Genomic DNA, 17,571 nt, shown 5'->3' on the forward strand with positions numbered 1-17,571 from the left:
TAACTGTGCAGCGTGTGCTTCAGGAAAATATTAGTGCGGGGATGACATTAGCTCAGCCAATATATGGGATTAATGGTCAGGTAATAATAAATAGCGGTGTAGAACTTAGTGAATTTCATATTTCGAAAATTGCACAGTTGGATGTTAAGTATATTTATGTGCAAGGAGAAGCACAATTAATTGATGAGAATGATATGGTAGCTCAAAATGCCAAAAGTGAATTTGTATTAGCATCCCATCTGGCGCTTGAAGAAGTACGGGTAGGCAAATATGTTCAAATCGAACACATAAAAGGCCGGGTAATGACACTCTTGGACGAGTGTTGCATGCATAAGGAACTGCAACCTTTATTTACTGCCATGCAGAATTGTAATGATTATCTGTTTAAACACGCTGTTTGTGGGTACTTCTTTGCCATGATGATTGGAATTGGCTGCGGTATAGAAGGCCTGCGGCTACGAGATTTGGGATTAGGGGCTTTGCTGCGGGATGTGGGAATGATTGCAATTTCCCGGGATATACTTAATAAGCCTGGTACCTTAACCCCGGAGGAAATGGCTATTGTAAAGCAGCATACAGAGAGGGGCCATGAAATACTTCATCGTAATTCAGAAATAAGCTTAGCTGCAGCTAATTGTGCTTTGCAGCATCATGAACGCTTTGATGGCAGTGGTTATCCACGGGGGGCAAAAGACGACAATATCCATGAATTTGCGCAAATTACAGCATTGGCAGATGTATATTCTTCCATGACGGCGAATACCCCCTATCGTAAAGCGTTATCTGTCTATGATGCTCTAGCGATTATTGAGAAAGCCGGAGCCGCGTATTTTAACCCTGAACTTATTCGGGTGTTAGTTAGCAATGTGGCTATTTATCCGTTGGGGGCCATTGTTCGATTGAATAATCAAGTAGTAGGCATTGTTAATGATTATGCTGACGAATTAAGAACTAAACCCATTCTTAAGATAACCAACAATGAGTCCGGAGAGCGTGTCAATCAAACAGTAACGATTGATATGGAAGCTAACCCTACTATTTATATTGCTGATATTTCCTGAAAACCGCGGCCAACACCCGCAAGACTCCTAAAAAAACGGCAGGATTATATTCTGCCGTTTTTTCATAATAATAACTATAAAAAATGAGGCACAAGCCGGAGGAGCGAATCATCATGTCTGAGGATGCAGAAATTATTGTAGGACGCAATAGTGTGCTTGAGGCGCTGAAAGCCGGGCGGTCACTAAATAAAATTCTTGTTGCTAAAGGTGAACGCCAGGGGTCAGTTCGCGAGATTATTAGTCAAGCCCGTGAGCAGGGAATCATTATACAAGAAGTGGATGTTGCTAAACTTGAGCAACTTTCAGCCGGAGTGCGCCACCAAGGAGTAGTCGCCATGGCGGCACCGGTAGCTTATGTTGAGGTTGATGATATTTTATCGATTGCCTATGGAAAAAATGAACCGCCATTTTTAGTTCTTTTAGATGAACTTGCTGATCCACACAATGTTGGAGCTATATTACGCACTGCAGATGCCAGTGGCGTTCACGGTGTACTTATACCTAAACGGCGTAGTTGTCCACTTACCCAAACTGTGGCGAAAACATCCGCAGGAGCAGTTGAACATGTACCTGTTGCCAGGATTGGTAATGTATCACAAACCCTGAAAGCCTTAAAGAAACAGGGCCTTTGGGTTGTGGGGGCCGATATGGATGGTACAAAAAATTATTATGAGGCCGATCTTACAGGTCCGGTAGTAATTGTTGTCGGCAGTGAAGGAGAGGGAATGGGGCGATTGACTAAAGAGGCCTGTGATTTTATTGTGAAGATTCCTATGCGCGGACAGATCGCGTCATTAAATGCCTCTGTCGCCTGTTCCTTGCTGTTGTATGAAGTTCTAAGACAAAGGGAGCTGAATGGAAAGTGAAACGTTGGGCCGGTATTATTCTGGCAGTGACGGTAAGTATTGCAGGGATAGCCGTTTTTGGGCTGGCCAGACCTTTGTTTTCGCAAACTGTTTATGCGGGGGTATCTATTGCTAATGTCGAAGTTGGCGGAAAAACACGGGAGGAAGTAGCGCAACTGCTCGTCACCTGGCAAAAGGATCAAAAAACCAGGCCCATCTTATTGTCTTATGAAGATACAACATTTCGTATCGAGCCTGAAAATCTTGATTATAGCATCGATGAAGAGGCAACAGCTGAGGCCGTATGGATGTTTGGACGCGAAGGCCCCCTGTGGGCCAGACTGAAAAAAATTCGTAATGCTGAGGCTGAGGGCTGGTCTATCCCCCTAAGGATCAAGTATAATGAAAATAAATTAGATAGCATAGTAGAACAACTGCAAGAGACAGTTAACCGTCCGCCCTGTAACGCGACCTTAAGTTTGTGGACCGGAAGAGTTGTACCAGAGGAAGAGGGGCGTGAACTTAATGTAACTGAGCTAAAAGAACTAATACTTCTTGCCCTTAATCGAACCGATGCTAGTACAGCTGCTTTGCCGGTTACTCCGGTTTATCCCGAAATTACGGCCAGCGATCTTGCTGAAAACGGTATCCAAGAACTTATGGCCAGGTATACTACCCAATTTAATACTGAGGATGTTAACCGGACAGCCAATATAAAATTGTCAGCACAGAAGATTGCCGGTAAACTACTGTATCCTGGCCAAATTTTTTCTTATAATGATACTGTTGGACCACGGGAAAAATCACAGGGATTCAAAGAAGCGATGGAGATAATTAATGGTGAGTTTGTACCAGGAGTAGGCGGAGGTGTGTGTCAGGTTTCATCAACCTTATATAATGCGGTACTCTTGTCAGGACTTGCTATTGTTGAACGTACGAATCATTCTAAACCGCTTTCCTATGTACCGCTGGGACGGGATGCTACTGTCGTGTACAATATACTGGATTTTAAATTTGTTAACAACAGTCCGGCACCGGTTATGATTATGGCCGAAACTATAGGCAATAAGCTCAATGTAGGTATATTTGGTCAGCGGCTGCCTGAAAAAAATATTGATATTATTACAACCCGGCAGCAAGTTATTCAGCCGGCTATTATAAAAGAATCTGACCCAGCACTTCTGCCTGGCGAAAATAAAATAGAAAGGCAAGGGAAGCCTGGGTATGAAGTAACTGTTGTACGCATCACACGTAACAGCGCAGGTAAAGAATTACAACGTGAAATCGTATCGCATGACAAATACGCTCCAGATAATACGCTAATACGGTTTGGGCCAGAGCCTAAAGCGGTACAATCAAAGCTGTAGCCGCTATCTGTAGGAGTAAGATTGGAGAATTTTTCTCAATGGAATTGTTAATTGTTGACGGCTATAATGTGATTAACGCTTGGCCTGAACTCATTGCTATTAGAGATAATCTAGAATATGCCCGTGACAAACTCGTGGATATAATCAGTGAATACGGCGCATATAAAAGATTTAGGACAACAATAGTATTTGATGCTCATTTGACAACAGAAAAAAGTGTCAGCCAAAGTAGAACTGGCGTGCTTACAGTGATTTATACGAAAGAAGGCGAAACAGCTGACAGCTATATTGAAAAAATGGTATACGACCTTGGCCGCCACAATAAGAAAATCTATGTTGTTACCTCCGACTGGGCCGAGCAAATGTTTATTTTAGGAGCAGGAGCTTATCGGATATCGACGCGGGAACTAAAAAATGATATTGACGCTGTCAAAAAGGAAATCGCAGCTGGCCTTTCGCGAAAGATAGTAGCGCGTGACCGTCATGAAGTTGGCAGCCGTTTGGAAGCAGATATCTTAAAACGCCTTGATGCTATGCGACGGGATGGGCTTGACTAACTTAGTTCGAACAAGTATAATCTATATGACAGACATGCGGCGAGGCTGCGGCACTAAGATCTTTAGTGCATTTTTATTTTTCTATGGTATGCAAATGCTGTGCAGAGAAAAAGTGGGGTTGTACTCACTTATATGCAGTAAAAGAAAACTTATGGGGGCGATGCGATGCGAGTAAATACTCAACGCGATCTTTACGGTTGTTTTGATAACTTAACTGATGAAGAAATAGTATTCGACGCCAAAGATAATGACAACACGGTCGCTCTGGAGTATTTGATTAACAAATATCGCAATTTCGTGCGGGCTAAGGCCAGATCGTATTTTTTAATTGGCGCTGAGCGTGAAGATATCATTCAGGAAGGCATGATTGGCTTATATAAGGCCATTCGCGACTTTCGCAATGACAAGCTCTCTTCCTTTAGAGCATTTGCCGAATTGTGTGTAACACGACAGATTATTACTGCAATTAAGACGGCTACCCGGCAGAAACATATTCCCTTGAACTCTTATGTTTCGCTAAATAAGCCTATTTATGATGAAGATTCTGACCGCACGCTGTTAGATGTATTATCTGGTTCGAAAGTGACCGATCCGGAAGAATTGGTGATCAGCCGTGAGGAATTTATTGATATTGAAGAAAAAATGGGCCAAATTTTGAGCGATCTTGAATGGAAAGTGCTGATGGCTTATCTTGATGGCAAGTCTTACCAGGAGATTGCCGTTGAGCTAGAGCGCCATGTTAAGTCGATTGATAACGCTTTGCAGCGAGTAAAGCGCAAACTCGAACGATATCTGGAAAACCGCGGTGATGACAGCGATATCCGTGGTGTATATAAAGGTCTTACCAGTCTTAATAAAGATTCTCAGACAGAGTTAGCTGAATAATGTTAATTTTGAGCAATAACGGCAGCCAAAAATGACACCAGGAGTAGGTGTCATTTTTGGCATTATTCTGGTGAAACTACTTTGATGAGGTGATTATTAGATGATCAATGCAAGCAAAGTAAAAAGTATTGCTGTACTTACAGGCGGCGGAGATGCGCCTGGACTTAACGCTGTTATTAGGGCTGTTGTCAGGACTGGGATTGGGCATGGGCTTAAGGTGTGGGGGATAAAAAACGGTTTTGGCGGTATGGTTGAAAACCAAGTTATTGAGATGACAGATGAATATGTTGCCGGTATCTTGCCGCGTGGAGGAACAATATTAGGGACAACCAATCGCGATAATCCGTTTAATTATCCCACGATGCAAGGGGGCAAAACCGTATATAAGGATATGTCCGGTCAGGCACTTAACAATTTGCGGCAACGGGACATTGAAGCACTTGTGGTGATTGGCGGTGATGGCAGTCTTAAGATTGGCTCAGAATTTTATCAATTGGGTTTGCCGGTAGTGGCTGTGCCAAAAACGATTGATAATGATATACCGGGAACCGAGCGGACTTTCGGATTTGATACCGCTGTCGGTGTGGCTGCCGATGCGCTTGACCGGCTTCATACCACGGCTGAATCTCATCATCGGGTCATGGTGCTGGAGGTTATGGGTCGATATGCTGGCTGGATTGCGCTGCATGCGGGGATAGCAGGTGGTGCTGACTGTATCTTGATTCCAGAGATACCCTTTCAAATAGATGCGATTATCGCCAAGATTGAAGAACGTCAGCAGCGCGGCCGTTTGTTTAGTCTAATTGTTATTGCCGAAGGGGCCTATCCCCAAGGTGGGGAGATATCGGTATCACGTATTGTAGAAGGCAGCCATGAGAAGATTCGATTAGGTGGTGCAGGGGAAAAGTTGGCACGACAACTAGAAAGTCTTACCGGTATTGAATCTCGTTGCACGGTGCTGGGGCATGTTCAGCGGGGTGGTACACCAACTGCCTTTGATCGGGTATTATCTACCCGGTATGGTGTGGCGGCTGCAGAGTGTCTGTTTGAGGGGGCTTTCGGCAACATGGTGGCTTTGCGGAAAAATGAGATTATTCGTGTGCCAATCGTAGATATTGCCGGCAAAGCAAATAATGTAACAGCCAACGACGAATTATTAAAAGCTGGAAGGTCTATTGGTATTTGTTTTGGAGATTAAAAAAATAGTTATATGGTTACACTAAGTCTAAATATTGCGTAGTTTTTCTATATTTTCTGCAGTAAGGAAGTTGCAGGCACAGGCGTGTGGTGTGTTGCCAAACCTTAGCAGTTATATAGATATGCAGTGGAGGGCTGTAATGGAAACCTTGGGCATTACCCTATTTAGGGTAGTTGCAGGCATGGGCGTGTTGCTTATCATTATGCTGATCACTGGTCGCCGTCAGGTCAGTGAGTTTAGTTCGTTTGACTTCTTGACTTCAATCACCATTGGGGCAGTGGCCGGTGCATTAATTGTGGATCACCGGATTGAACTTGTTAGTTCATTAATTGCCCTGCTGGCGCTCGGAGGTATGCAGCTTTTTTTCGGCTGGCTTAGCATCAAGGTTCGCCCAGTTAATCACAAACTGAATTTTAAGCCGCTTGTGCTGGTGGAAGATGGTCAGATTATCAAAAAAAACTTACGTAAAGTGCGGATGCCTGTAGAGACCTTATTGCAACTTTTGCGGGAAAAGGATGCATTTGATATTACCACTGTAGAGCTTGCTATTTTGGAGCCGTATGGCAGATTAAGTGTACTTAAAAAAGCAGAACATCTGCCATTGACACCAAGTCAGGTTAACTTTAGCGTAACCCCGAACAGTGTTTTAATACCGGTAATTTTGGAGGGGAAGCTGCAAGAAAATGCTTTGGCAGAGATGGGACTTTCTAAGCGACAGATTGAAGAATTTCGCCGCCAGCACCAAGATACTATTCATAATGTGTTTATTGCTTTCATGGATCAAAATAAACGGCTGCATATAGTAAATGAGAATGCTCGGGGACAAAGTGTATTTTTACACTGAAATCCTCGACTTTTTAATTTATTTTTTTAATTATGCAGGATATTGCGATGAATATGGTAAAATAGTAACATCGTCCTATTGGGATGGCACAACAACAAAGACTAAGGAAGTGACTATGTGAGTGAAAATATCATTGCAGTAATTATTGGCGTAGTGGAGGGATTGACAGAATTTCTGCCTATTTCTTCAACCGGACATATGATCTTAGTTGGTTCGCTGCTGGGATTTGAAGGGGAAAAGGCCAGTGTATTTGAAGTGTTTATTCAATTGGGTGCTATTTTATCTGTACTAATTTTGTATCGAGACAAGTTTTTAGCTATGATTAGGCCGCGCCCCATTAATATTTATGGTAATGGACTAACTGCTATGCACATTCTGGTTGGGATTGTGCCTGTCATGGGAATAGCATTTTTTTTACATAAACCGATAAAGACCTACTTATTTTCTCCGTATACTGTAATTATTGGCTTGATAGTTGGTGCAATTTTTATGTTGGTGGCTGAAAAAATGGCAAATCGTCCGGTTACTCATAGTGTTGATAGCATGACAATTAAACAGGCATTTTGGGTGGGGTTGTTTCAAGTGTTATCACTGTGGCCAGGTTTTTCGCGTTCAGGATCAACTATTGCGGGTGGTTTATTCTTTGGGATGAGCCGTAAAGCAGCAGCTGAATTTTCTTTTATTATCGCTGTGCCGTTAATGCTTGTTGCCTGTGTTTATGATTTAATGAAGATCTGGGATAAATTGAGTATGGCTGAGTTTAACCTATTTATAATTGGCTTTATTGTTGCATTTATTACGGCGTATATATCCATTGTATGGTTTTTGCGTTTCCTAAATAACTCGACGCTGGCTTCATTTGCCTATTATCGGTTTATTGTTGCAGGTATATCCTATTACTACTTTTTCCTAAGGTAAATGTAAATAAAAGTAATATAATTAAGGCCTAAAAGATGTTGACATAGTCTATAGACTATTATATAATAAGTTTTGTCACTGAGGCGAATTCTCGAAAAATGATGCTGGCGTAGCTCAATTGGTAGAGCAGCTGACTTGTAATCAGCAGGTTGGGGGTTCAATTCCTCTCGCCAGCTCCATTCTTAAGCAGGTAGGGAATTAGAATAAGTTGCTTAATTCTCCAAGCCGTAGCAAAGAACATTCTCTAATAAATAATCTTGGAGGGATTCCCGAGTGGCTAAAGGGAGCAGACTGTAAATCTGCCGTCTTTGACTTCGGTGGTTCGAATCCACCTCCCTCCACCAAGGCCTTTTTCACCTTATATCGCGGGGTGGAGCAGTTGGTAGCTCGTCGGGCTCATAACCCGAAGGTCACAGGTTCAAGTCCTGTCCCCGCAACCAAGAACTTTCGCTGGTGTAGCTCAGTCGGTAGAGCGTATCCTTGGTAAGGATAAGGTCACCGGTTCAATCCCGGTCACTAGCTCCATTTTAATACGGCGGCGTAGCTCAGTTGGCTAGAGCATGCGGTTCATACCCGCAGTGTCCGGGGTTCAAATCCCTGCGCCGCCACCAGATAAAAAACTTTGCAATTAATTGCAAGGTTTTTTATCTATGAAAGTTTTATTTAGTAACTTTTTGCAGCAGGATTTTTACATAGGAGATAGAATTTCTAATTTTGTAAAAAGCTGTATACTATAGTGGCAATTAAAGATATAGTAAGGGAGGCTATTAACTTAAATGGCTAAGAAAAAGTTTGAAAGAAACAAACCACATGTTAACATTGGTACTATCGGTCACGTTGACCATGGCAAAACATCGCTGACTGCTGCCATTACCATGACATTGGCAAAACACGGTGGCGCTGAATTCATGGCTTATGACATGATTGACAAAGCACCGGAAGAAAGAGAACGCGGTATCACCATCAACACAGCTCACGTTGAGTATGAAACTGCAGCTCGCCATTATGCCCACGTGGACTGCCCAGGCCATGCTGACTATGTTAAAAACATGATCACCGGCGCAGCGCAAATGGACGGCGCTATCCTGGTTGTATCGGCAGCTGACGGCCCGATGCCGCAAACTCGCGAACACATTTTGCTGTCCCGCCAAGTTGGCGTACCTGCCATGGTTGTATTCTTAAACAAAGCCGACTTGGTTGATGACGCTGAACTGATGGAACTAGTAGAAATGGAAGTTCGTGAACTTCTCACCAGCTACGAATTCCCAGGTGACGACATTCCGGTCGTATCAGGTTCTGCTGTAAAAGTGCTTAACTGCGGTTGCGCGAGCCCTGAATGCGAATGGTGTGGCAAAATCCATGAACTGATGGCTAAAGTTGACGAATATATTCCGACTCCGGTTCGTGCTACCGATAAAACCTTTCTGATGCCTGTAGAAGACGTATTTACCATCACTGGCCGTGGCACAGTAGCAACCGGCCGTGTAGAACGTGGCGAAGTAAAAGTCGGTGATACAGTGGAGATCGTTGGCATGAGTGAAAAACCGAAATCAACAGTTGTAACTGGTGTAGAAATGTTCCGGAAACTATTGGATTCGGCAGTAGCCGGTGACAATATTGGTGCACTTTTAAGAGGTGTTGAACGTAAGGAAATCGAGCGTGGACAGGTACTGGCCAAGCCTGGCAGTATTAAACCGCACACCAAATTCAAATCCGAAGTATATGTATTGTCCAAAGAAGAAGGCGGCCGTCATACCCCGTTCTTTAATGGTTATCGTCCGCAATTCTACTTTAGAACAACAGACGTAACAGGTGTTGTTACTTTGCCAGAAGGCGTAGAAATGGTAATGCCTGGCGATAACATTCAAATGAATATAGCGCTTATTACCCCAATTGCTATTGAAGAAGGTCTGCGCTTTGCTATCCGTGAAGGCGGCCGTACGGTAGGCGCTGGTGTTGTAACTGCTATTGAAGAATAACTGCTAATATTTTACGAAAAAAGGTATAAATTGGTCATTGCCTGATATAATAATAGAGCGGGGGATAACCCTGCTTTATTTATTGACATACCCGAGCCTGTGGGCTATTGACACACTGATATAATTATGATAAATTGTATTAGTGACATTTAAAAAAAGTGTTATCAATAAATAGGCATGATGCTATATTTACTGGTAAGAGAGGTGTAACAGGATGCGCAACGCGGTAACATTGGCCTGCACAGAATGCAAACAACGCAATTATCAGACCAATAAAAACAAAAAAAATGACCCGGATAGATTGGAATTCAACAAATACTGCAAGTTTTGCAAAAAACAGACGCTGCACAAAGAAACAAAGTAATTCTAAGATAGGGTAACTTCGCTACACTGTAGGGGTATAGCTCAATTGGTAGAGTAGCGGTCTCCAAAACCGTTGGTTGAGGGTTCAAGTCCTTCTGCCCCTGCCAAAACGTATGCACAGGATGTGAGAAAATGGCCGCCCAGGAAACAGCTATCCAGTCGAATGCATCGCGCTGGAAAAAATTTTTACGGGAAGTAAAAGCTGAACTTAAAAAGGTAACATGGCCAGGCAAGGCAGAGCTTATTTCCTTTACAGGGGTTGTATTTGTGACGGTTACTGTTGTCGCGGCCTTGATTTGGGTGCTTGATGCTTCTTTCGCTCAAATTTTAAAGGCTATCATCAAGTAGACTGGGGGTGGGGGACGCAATACGTCCCTTGAGGCTATGGAATCCGAAAAACTCGAAAAACATTGGTATGTTATCCATACATATTCCGGTTATGAAAATAAGGTAAAAGCCAATCTGGAGAAAAAAGTTCATTCCATGGCGATGGAAGATGAAGTTTTCCGTGTGCTTGTACCTATGGAAGATGAAGTGGAAATAAAAGATGGTAAGAAAAAAATTACCAAGAAAAAGGTTTTCCCCGGATATGTTTTGGTAGAAATGATTGTTACAGACCGTTCCTGGTATGTTGTTCGTAACACTCCGGGTGTTACCGGTTTTGTCGGGTCGGGAACCAAGCCTATTCCGTTGAGCGAAAATGAAGTGAAACATATCCTCAAGTCAATGGGAATAGAAGATGCGAAACCTAAAATTGATATTGAGCTTGACCAATTGGTACGTATCACTGCAGGTGCTTTTGAAAATTGGACAGCCACTGTAGTTGAAATTAATCCTGAACGAGGCAAGATCAAGGTGCTTGTCAATATGTTTGGTCGTGAAACACCAGTAGAACTTGATTTCACACAGATTACGAAAGTTGATTAAGGAGGTGTAATATAATAAATGGCTAAAAAGGTTGTAAAGCTTGTAAAACTGCAAGTTCCCGCTGGCAAAGCCACTCCGGCTCCTCCCGTAGGTCCGGCACTTGGTCAAGCTGGTGTCAATATCATGGCTTTTGTTAAAGAGTTTAACGAAAGAACGGCCAGCCAAGCCGGTCTTATCATTCCGGTGGAAATTACGGTATTTGAAGATAGATCATTTACCTTTGTTACCAAAACTCCACCTGCACCTATTCTTCTTAAAAAGGCTGCTGGTATTGAAACAGCTTCCGGCGAACCGAACAAGAAGAAGGTTGCCAAAGTAAAACGTGATCAGGTTAGAGAAATTGCAGAAACCAAAATGCAAGACCTGAATGCCGCTAGCGTTGAAGCTGCTATGCGGATGATTGAGGGTACTGCCCGCAGTATGGGCATTGAGATTGTTGACTAATAGATTGTTGCAGTCTTGCGTGGGAGGACTATGTACTTCCGTTATTACCACAAAGGAGGAAAAATAATATGCCAAAACATGGTAAAAAGTATATTGAAGCTGCTAAGCTCATTGATAAGGATAAGTTGTATGATCCTGAAGAAGCAGTAGAACTTATCAAAAAAACTGCTACCGCAAAGTTTGATCAAACAGTAGAAATTGCTGTCAAACTGGGTGTTGATCCGAAACATGCTGATCAGCAAGTGCGTGGTGCTGTTGTACTTCCTCATGGCACAGGTAAGAGTAAAAAAGTTCTTGTTTTTGCCAAAGGCGAAAAAGCCAAAGAAGCGGAAACTGCTGGTGCCGACTTTGTAGGTGCCGAAGATATGGTAGAAAAAATCCAGGGTGGTTGGGCTGATTTTGACGTTGCAGTAGCCACGCCGGACATGATGGGTATGGTAGGGCGTCTTGGCAAAATTCTCGGCCCAAAAGGTTTAATGCCTAATCCTAAAGTAGGGACTGTTACTCTTGATGTAACACGTGCCATTAACGAAATTAAAGCCGGTAAGATTGAATACCGTACCGATAAAGCTGGTAATATCCATGCTCCGATTGGTAAAGCATCTTTCGACAACGAAAAACTGCTCGCAAATTTCCATACCCTGATTGATACATTGATTAAGGTTAAGCCCGCTGCGGCCAAAGGCCAGTATATGCGGAACATTTCCTTAAGTTCAACAATGGGACCTGGTGTTAAAGTTAACCCGCTTAAATCTGCGGGTAAAAAAGAATAATATTATATAGAATATTATATGGGAATACTCAGTAGCAATAACGCAAATGGGTATTTATGAATAATATGCGGCTGTAGACAGCAGGTTTATGTAAAAGTTTGTTGAAACTTTCCTGCCGAGGCCGGAGAATTGCAAGATATAACTACTAACTAGTTATTATGCGGCCTCCGGTGTTTACACCGTGGGTCGCTTTTTGGTTTCAAGAATACTTGATTAAGGAGGTGTAATCTAAATGGCTGTAACTCAAGAAAAACTGCAGACGGTTGCTGGGATTAAAGAAAAGCTCAGTACTACCAAAGGTGCTGTTTTAACTAATTACCGTGGTTTGACTGTGGCACAGGATACCAAGCTTCGCCGTCAATTACGGGAAGCTGGCGTGGAATACCGTGTATTCAAAAATACCATGACACGCATTGCTGCTAAAGAAGCTGGTATTGAAGGTCTTGATCCTTATCTGGAAGGCCCGACTGCTATTGCTATGTCTTACACTGATCCGGTAGCCCCAGCTAAAGTCATTGCTGACTTTGTAAAAGAGAATAAGTTGCAAGCTCTGGAAGTAAAAGCTGGTTTGGTTGAAGGAAAAGTGATTGATGCTGACAGTGTTAAAGCTCTAGCCAGCTTGCCGGCACGGGAAGTTCTTATTGCTCAAGTGCTGGCTGGCATGCAGGCTCCTATTGCCGGTTTTGTCAACGTACTTTCTGGTTCGTTGCGCAACCTGGTGTATGCGCTTGAAGCTGTTCGTAAACAAAAAGAATCCGCTTAAGCGAGGATCTTGTAAACAAATCGATTTGATTGTTGCCTAAAAAAATTATTTTAATGAAAGTTTATGGAGGAATTTTAAAATGACTAAAGAACAAATTATGGAAGCTATTGAGCAAATGACTGTGCTTGAACTTTCCGAACTGGTAAAAGCGCTTGAAGAAAAATTTGGCGTATCTGCTGCTGCTCCTGTAGCTGTAGCTGCTGCTCCTGCTGCCGGGGCTGCTGCTGCTGCTGCAGAACAAAGCGAGTTTGATGTAATTTTAACCAGCGCTGGTGCGAGCAAAATCAATGTTATTAAAGTGGTGCGCGAAGTTACCGGTCTTGGCCTCAAAGAAGCTAAAGAACTGGTTGACGGCGCTCCTAAAGCCATTAAAGAGAAAATCTCCAAGGCTGATGCTGACGCTCTTAAAGCTAAACTTGAAGAAGCTGGCGCAACTGTCGAAGTTAAGTAATTTAAGCTTAATAAAGGAAGGAGCACCTACTGGTGCTCCTTTTTTCAATTGAAAAACTATACATATAAGGGTAAAAGTTCTTGACATAGTAAAAGTTACGTGATAACATTATATATTGCCGTACATATTTATTTTACTGTGTATTAGCAGAATCATAGCAAAACCTTGTATAAATTATGGAATGGCAGGAAATAGTAATATAATGGAGGATGAATCGTTTTTCATCGAAAAAAAAGGCAAGGTCCTTACCAAAAACGAAAAGAACCTTGCTTTGTTTTGTATTTATTTAATCATTCATTTGCTGGCTTAGTATTTGCGAAATATCGCTTGCTTATGTGTAAGCTGTGAATAATGCAATATGCCAGGCAAAATGGCTAAGGGGTGAAGGGGTTAATGTTTAATCCTGTTCCGGTGGGCAAAAGATTCAGGTATAGTTATGCCAAAATTAAAGAAGTGCTGGACATGCCCAACCTTATTGAAATTCAGAAGAATTCGTATCGTTGGTTTCTTAAGGAGGGTTTACAAGAGATATTTCATGATATCTCTCCAATCCAGGACTTTACCGGCAACCTGATCCTATCGTTTGAAAACTTTACACTGGGCGAACCTAAGTATGATGTTGAGGAATGTAAAGAGCGGGATGTTACCTACGCCGCTCCGCTTCGTGTTAGTGTTCGGCTATACAACAAAGAAACACAGGAAATAAAAGAACAAGAAGTATTTATGGGTGATTTTCCACTCATGACCGACAACGGTACATTTATCATTAATGGCGCTGAACGGGTTATTGTCAGCCAATTAGTGCGCTCACCTGGAGTATATTATGGTGAGAGCATTGATGCTACCGGTAAGAAACTGTATAATGCGACTGTGATTCCTAATCGTGGTGCCTGGCTGGAACTTGAGACTGACGCCAATGATGTTATATCTGTTCGCGTCGATCGCACCCGTAAGTTACCAGTAACTGTCCTGATCCGTTCATTAGGCTATGTATCTAATGGCGTGATTTCTGAACTCTTTAATGAGGATGTTCGCATTCGGGCGACACTGGAACGAGACAACACAGATTCACGCGAAGAGGCTCTTGTCGAAATCTACAAACGATTGCGTCCTGGTGAACCGCCAACGGTAGATAATGCTGCGCAATTGCTTGAAACGTTATTTTTTGATCCTAAGCGCTATGACTTGGCTACTGTAGGGCGCTATAAACTTGGCAAAAAGTTAGGGTGGCGTCGCCGTCTGTTAGGAAAAGTTCTTGCTCAGCCGCTGGTGGATAAAGAAACTGGTGAACTTGTAGTAGATGAAAATACACAAGTAGATGAGGACGTTCTTAATAGGGTCGCTGCTGCTAAAGTTTTTGACGATGTGGGCCTGAATGAAGCTTGGATTAAACAAAAAGATGGTACATCTGTAAAATTGCTGCTTAATACAGTATTGCCATTTACGCATCGTACCATTACGAAAGAAGATATTATTGCTTCCATTAGCTATCTTCTTAACTTAACAGAGGGTCATGGAACTACTGATGATATTGACCATTTAGGTAATCGTCGATTGCGCTCAGTAGGCGAACTTTTGCAAAACCAGTTCCGCATTGGTTTGTCCCGGATGGAACGGGTAGTTAAAGAACGTATGACTATTCAGGATATTGATGTAATTACGCCGCAGGCGCTCATAAACATCCGACCAGTGGTTGCTGCCATAAAAGAATTTTTTGGGTCCAGTCAATTATCCCAGTTCATGGATCAGACCAATCCGTTGGCTGAACTTACTCATAAACGGCGTCTCAGTGCCCTCGGCCCTGGTGGTCTTAGCCGGGAACGTGCTGGTTTTGAGGTTCGTGACGTCCACCATTCCCACTATGGCCGGATGTGTCCGATTGAGACACCTGAAGGTCCAAACATCGGTCTTATCGGTTCACTTTCCACTTTTGGACGAATTAATGAATTCGGTTTTATTGAGACACCATATCGTAAAGTCAACAAACAAGAGCATCGGGTAACAGAAGAAGTATACTATTTGACGGCTGACGAAGAAGATGAAATGATTGTTGCCCAGGCTAATGATGTTTTGGACGAAAATGGCTGGTTTGTGGAGCCGCGTGTTACCTGTCGCTACAGAAATGAAATATTGGTAGTTCCAGCTGAAAAAGTTGACTATATGGACGTATCGCCCAAACAAGTAGTATCTATTGCTACTGCCATGATACCCTTCCTGGAAAATGATGATGCTAACAGGGCGTTGATGGGGGCAAACATGCAGCGTCAGGCTGTACCGCTTCTTAGAACGCAGGCACCACTTGTCGGTACTGGCATGGAATATAAAGCCGCCCGTGATTCCGGGGTTGTAATTTTGGCAAAAAATGCGGGTGTTGTTGAAAAAGTAACAGCCACAGAAATCCATATTCGTACCGAAAAGGGTGCGCTTGATACCTATAAGTTGCTTAAATACTTGCGTTCCAACCAGGGAACATGTATTAATCAGAAACCCATCGTATACAAAAACGATACTATTGTTAAGGGGCAAGTGCTTGCTGATGGACCGGCCACCGATAACGGTGAACTGGCTTTAGGCTTTAATGTACTGGTAGCTTTTATGCCTTGGGAAGGCTACAATTACGAAGATGCTATTCTCCTAAGCCAGGACTTAACAAAAGCCGATGTATTTACCTCTATACATATTGAAGAATATGAATGTGATGCCCGTGATACCAAGCTTGGTCCTGAAGAAATTACCCGTGACATTCCAAACGTTGCCGAAGACGTACTGCGTGATCTTGATGATCGCGGCATAATCCGTGTTGGTGCAGAAGTTCGTCCAGGGGATATCCTGGTTGGTAAAGTAACACCAAAAGGCGAAACTGAACTGACTGCCGAAGAACGATTATTACGGGCCATCTTTGGTGAGAAAGCCCGCGAGGTTCGTGACACCTCACTTAGAGTACCGCATGGCGAAGCAGGTAAGATTGTTGATGTAAAGGTCTTTACCCGTGAAAATGGCGACGAATTGCCACCAGGTGTAAACCAGCTGGTACGATGCTATATCGCCCAAAAACGTAAAATCTCTGAAGGTGACAAAATGGCCGGTCGTCACGGCAACAAAGGTGTCGTTTCCCGGATAATGCCGAAGGAGGATATGCCTTTCCTGCCTGATGGCACACCTGTTCAAATCGTATTAAATCCACTAGGCGTACCATCGCGTATGAATATTGGTCAGGTACTTGAAACTCACTTAGGTCGTGCTGCCGCTGCTATTGGCATGCAGATTAAGCTGGGCGATCCGACCGTAGCTGATAGACTGAAAGCGGTCAATTATGATTTTGACAAAAATGGAATGCCTGAACCGGATAAGGCTGGTATTCATTTGGCTGTACCAGTATTTGATGGCGCCACTGAGACTGACGTCATTAACACATTAAAAGCTGCCGGTTTATCAGAAGATGGCAAGACCGAACTGTTTGATGGCAGAACAGGTGAACCATTTGATAATCACGTTACTGTTGGTTATGTGTATATGCTCAAACTGCATCACTTGGTTGATGATAAAATTCATGCTCGTTCTACTGGTCCGTACTCGCTTGTAACGCAACAGCCGCTTGGTGGTAAAGCGCAGTTTGGCGGTCAGCGTTTCGGTGAGATGGAAGTGTGGGCCTTGGAAGCATACGGAGCCGCCTATACTCTGCAAGAATTATTAACTGTCAAGTCTGACGATGTTGTTGGTCGCGTAAAAACCTATGAGGCCATTGTAAAAGGCGAAAATATACCTGAACCAGGCGTGCCTGAATCCTTCAAGGTACTGATCAAAGAACTCCAGAGTATCGGCCTTGATATTAAGATACTGACAGAAGATGACCAAGAAATTATGATTCGGGACTCAGACGAAGACATCAATGAAACAGCTAAAGAATTAGAATTGAATATTGGTGATGACATGCCGAAAGCCTCGCTTGAACGTAAAAAGACGGACTTTGAGGCGGACATGGTTGACGAACTAGAAGCAAATGATGACATCGAACCGCTGGAAGAAGAACTTGATATTATTGCTGAGATTGGTGAAATGGAGCCTGATGCGGCTCATAGATCCCATGAAGATGAATTTGATTTGCAGTCCTCTGCAAGCAATGCTGCGAAGCTCAAGGAAAATGCTAAAAAGTCTACTTCCCATGAAGATTTGGAAGAAGTCCTAGAAGACTAGGA

17 protein-coding genes, 6 tRNA genes and 1 other annotated feature are annotated in these 17,571 nt (G+C 43.1%); all 23 genes read left to right on the forward strand.

What is annotated here, in order from left to right:
- Nucleotides 1–5: 5 nt before the first annotated feature.
- The 23 genes from AC1ECB_RS26220 to rpoB all read left to right on the forward strand — a co-directional run bounded on the left by AC1ECB_RS26220 (nt 6) and on the right by rpoB (nt 17,569).
- Complete coding sequence (locus AC1ECB_RS26220) at nt 6–1,061, forward strand: HD-GYP domain-containing protein (protein ID WP_485666532.1); 1,056 nt, start codon at nt 6–8, stop codon at nt 1,059–1,061.
- Nucleotides 1,062–1,174: 113 nt separating this feature from the next.
- On the forward strand, nt 1,175–1,927 hold the full coding sequence (rlmB, locus tag AC1ECB_RS26225; RefSeq protein ID WP_485666533.1) for a 23S rRNA (guanosine(2251)-2'-O)-methyltransferase RlmB: 753 nt from the start codon (nt 1,175–1,177) through the stop codon (nt 1,925–1,927).
- The gene (locus AC1ECB_RS26230) at nt 1,924–3,273 is read left to right on the forward strand and encodes a VanW family protein (RefSeq protein ID WP_485666534.1); all 1,350 of its coding nucleotides are present in this window, start codon (nt 1,924–1,926) and stop codon (nt 3,271–3,273) included. The genes rlmB and AC1ECB_RS26230 overlap by 4 nt, the downstream gene beginning before the upstream one ends.
- Nucleotides 3,274–3,311: 38 nt before the next feature.
- Nucleotides 3,312–3,830 carry an NYN domain-containing protein gene (locus AC1ECB_RS26235; RefSeq protein WP_485666535.1) on the forward strand — a complete coding sequence of 173 codons (519 nt, stop codon included), beginning with the start codon at nt 3,312–3,314 and terminating at the stop codon, nt 3,828–3,830.
- Between the two features lie 165 nt (nt 3,831–3,995).
- On the forward strand, nt 3,996–4,715 hold the full coding sequence (sigH, locus tag AC1ECB_RS26240) for an RNA polymerase sporulation sigma factor SigH (protein WP_485666536.1): 720 nt from the start codon (nt 3,996–3,998) through the stop codon (nt 4,713–4,715).
- Between the two features lie 100 nt (nt 4,716–4,815).
- Entirely contained in the window at nt 4,816–5,913 is a 1,098-nt protein-coding gene (locus AC1ECB_RS26245) for a 6-phosphofructokinase (RefSeq protein WP_021168672.1), read from the forward strand.
- Between the two features lie 139 nt (nt 5,914–6,052).
- Nucleotides 6,053–6,757, forward strand: a complete 705-nt coding sequence (locus AC1ECB_RS26250; protein ID WP_485666537.1) for a DUF421 domain-containing protein — start codon at nt 6,053–6,055, stop codon at nt 6,755–6,757.
- A 117-nt stretch (nt 6,758–6,874) separates the two neighbouring features.
- On the forward strand, nt 6,875–7,675 hold the full coding sequence (locus AC1ECB_RS26255; RefSeq protein ID WP_485666538.1) for an undecaprenyl-diphosphate phosphatase: 801 nt from the start codon (nt 6,875–6,877) through the stop codon (nt 7,673–7,675).
- A gap of 103 nt (nt 7,676–7,778) precedes the next feature.
- Nucleotides 7,779–7,854, forward strand: a tRNA-Thr gene (locus tag AC1ECB_RS26260).
- Nucleotides 7,855–7,934: 80 nt separating this feature from the next.
- A tRNA-Tyr gene (locus tag AC1ECB_RS26265) sits at nt 7,935–8,019 on the forward strand.
- A gap of 20 nt (nt 8,020–8,039) precedes the next feature.
- Nucleotides 8,040–8,115: transfer RNA gene (locus tag AC1ECB_RS26270), tRNA-Met, on the forward strand.
- Nucleotides 8,116–8,124: 9 nt separating this feature from the next.
- Nucleotides 8,125–8,200 (forward strand) — tRNA-Thr (locus tag AC1ECB_RS26275).
- A gap of 9 nt (nt 8,201–8,209) precedes the next feature.
- Nucleotides 8,210–8,286: transfer RNA gene (locus tag AC1ECB_RS26280), tRNA-Met, on the forward strand.
- A 165-nt stretch (nt 8,287–8,451) separates the two neighbouring features.
- On the forward strand, nt 8,452–9,654 hold the full coding sequence (tuf, locus tag AC1ECB_RS26285; RefSeq protein WP_485666539.1) for an elongation factor Tu: 1,203 nt from the start codon (nt 8,452–8,454) through the stop codon (nt 9,652–9,654).
- 214 nt (nt 9,655–9,868) lie between these two features.
- A complete protein-coding gene (rpmG, locus tag AC1ECB_RS26290) occupies nt 9,869–10,018 on the forward strand; it encodes a 50S ribosomal protein L33 (RefSeq protein ID WP_021168676.1) in 150 nt (49 codons plus the stop codon).
- A 30-nt stretch (nt 10,019–10,048) separates the two neighbouring features.
- A tRNA-Trp gene (locus AC1ECB_RS26295) sits at nt 10,049–10,124 on the forward strand.
- Nucleotides 10,125–10,149: 25 nt separating this feature from the next.
- Nucleotides 10,150–10,365, forward strand: a complete 216-nt coding sequence (gene secE, locus AC1ECB_RS26300; RefSeq protein ID WP_021168677.1) for a preprotein translocase subunit SecE — start codon at nt 10,150–10,152, stop codon at nt 10,363–10,365.
- Between the two features lie 36 nt (nt 10,366–10,401).
- Nucleotides 10,402–10,944, forward strand: coding sequence for a transcription termination/antitermination protein NusG (gene nusG, locus AC1ECB_RS26305; RefSeq protein WP_094607436.1), 543 nt, complete (start codon nt 10,402–10,404; stop codon nt 10,942–10,944).
- A gap of 18 nt (nt 10,945–10,962) precedes the next feature.
- Complete coding sequence (gene rplK / locus AC1ECB_RS26310; protein WP_021168679.1) at nt 10,963–11,388, forward strand: 50S ribosomal protein L11; 426 nt, start codon at nt 10,963–10,965, stop codon at nt 11,386–11,388.
- A gap of 68 nt (nt 11,389–11,456) precedes the next feature.
- Complete coding sequence (gene rplA, locus AC1ECB_RS26315; RefSeq protein ID WP_485666540.1) at nt 11,457–12,161, forward strand: 50S ribosomal protein L1; 705 nt, start codon at nt 11,457–11,459, stop codon at nt 12,159–12,161.
- A 53-nt stretch (nt 12,162–12,214) separates the two neighbouring features.
- Nucleotides 12,215–12,365, forward strand: a sequence feature (ribosomal protein L10 leader region).
- Between the two features lie 28 nt (nt 12,366–12,393).
- Nucleotides 12,394–12,924, forward strand: a complete 531-nt coding sequence (gene rplJ / locus AC1ECB_RS26320; protein WP_021168681.1) for a 50S ribosomal protein L10 — start codon at nt 12,394–12,396, stop codon at nt 12,922–12,924.
- A 79-nt stretch (nt 12,925–13,003) separates the two neighbouring features.
- Nucleotides 13,004–13,375, forward strand: a complete 372-nt coding sequence (gene rplL / locus AC1ECB_RS26325; RefSeq protein WP_021168682.1) for a 50S ribosomal protein L7/L12 — start codon at nt 13,004–13,006, stop codon at nt 13,373–13,375.
- A gap of 393 nt (nt 13,376–13,768) precedes the next feature.
- Nucleotides 13,769–17,569 carry a DNA-directed RNA polymerase subunit beta gene (gene rpoB, locus AC1ECB_RS26330; RefSeq protein WP_485666541.1) on the forward strand — a complete coding sequence of 1,267 codons (3,801 nt, stop codon included), beginning with the start codon at nt 13,769–13,771 and terminating at the stop codon, nt 17,567–17,569.
- Nucleotides 17,570–17,571 lie beyond the last annotated feature (2 nt).

This window comes from Sporomusa sp. 246TCP1 (genome assembly GCF_057319775.1).

Coding starts and splice junctions, on each gene's coding strand:
- sigH (WP_485666536.1), top strand. CDS start 3,996: ATGCGAGTAAATACTCAACGCGATCTTTACGGTTGTTTTGATAACTTA.
- rlmB (WP_485666533.1), top strand. CDS start 1,175: ATGTCTGAGGATGCAGAAATTATTGTAGGACGCAATAGTGTGCTTGAG.
- AC1ECB_RS26250 (WP_485666537.1), top strand. CDS start 6,053: ATGGAAACCTTGGGCATTACCCTATTTAGGGTAGTTGCAGGCATGGGC.
- rplA (WP_485666540.1), top strand. CDS start 11,457: ATGCCAAAACATGGTAAAAAGTATATTGAAGCTGCTAAGCTCATTGAT.
- rpoB (WP_485666541.1), top strand. CDS start 13,769: ATGTTTAATCCTGTTCCGGTGGGCAAAAGATTCAGGTATAGTTATGCC.
- secE (WP_021168677.1), top strand. CDS start 10,150: ATGGCCGCCCAGGAAACAGCTATCCAGTCGAATGCATCGCGCTGGAAA.
- tuf (WP_485666539.1), top strand. CDS start 8,452: ATGGCTAAGAAAAAGTTTGAAAGAAACAAACCACATGTTAACATTGGT.
- nusG (WP_094607436.1), top strand. CDS start 10,402: ATGGAATCCGAAAAACTCGAAAAACATTGGTATGTTATCCATACATAT.
- rplL (WP_021168682.1), top strand. CDS start 13,004: ATGACTAAAGAACAAATTATGGAAGCTATTGAGCAAATGACTGTGCTT.
- rplJ (WP_021168681.1), top strand. CDS start 12,394: ATGGCTGTAACTCAAGAAAAACTGCAGACGGTTGCTGGGATTAAAGAA.
- rplK (WP_021168679.1), top strand. CDS start 10,963: ATGGCTAAAAAGGTTGTAAAGCTTGTAAAACTGCAAGTTCCCGCTGGC.
- AC1ECB_RS26235 (WP_485666535.1), top strand. CDS start 3,312: ATGGAATTGTTAATTGTTGACGGCTATAATGTGATTAACGCTTGGCCT.
- AC1ECB_RS26245 (WP_021168672.1), top strand. CDS start 4,816: ATGATCAATGCAAGCAAAGTAAAAAGTATTGCTGTACTTACAGGCGGC.
- rpmG (WP_021168676.1), top strand. CDS start 9,869: ATGCGCAACGCGGTAACATTGGCCTGCACAGAATGCAAACAACGCAAT.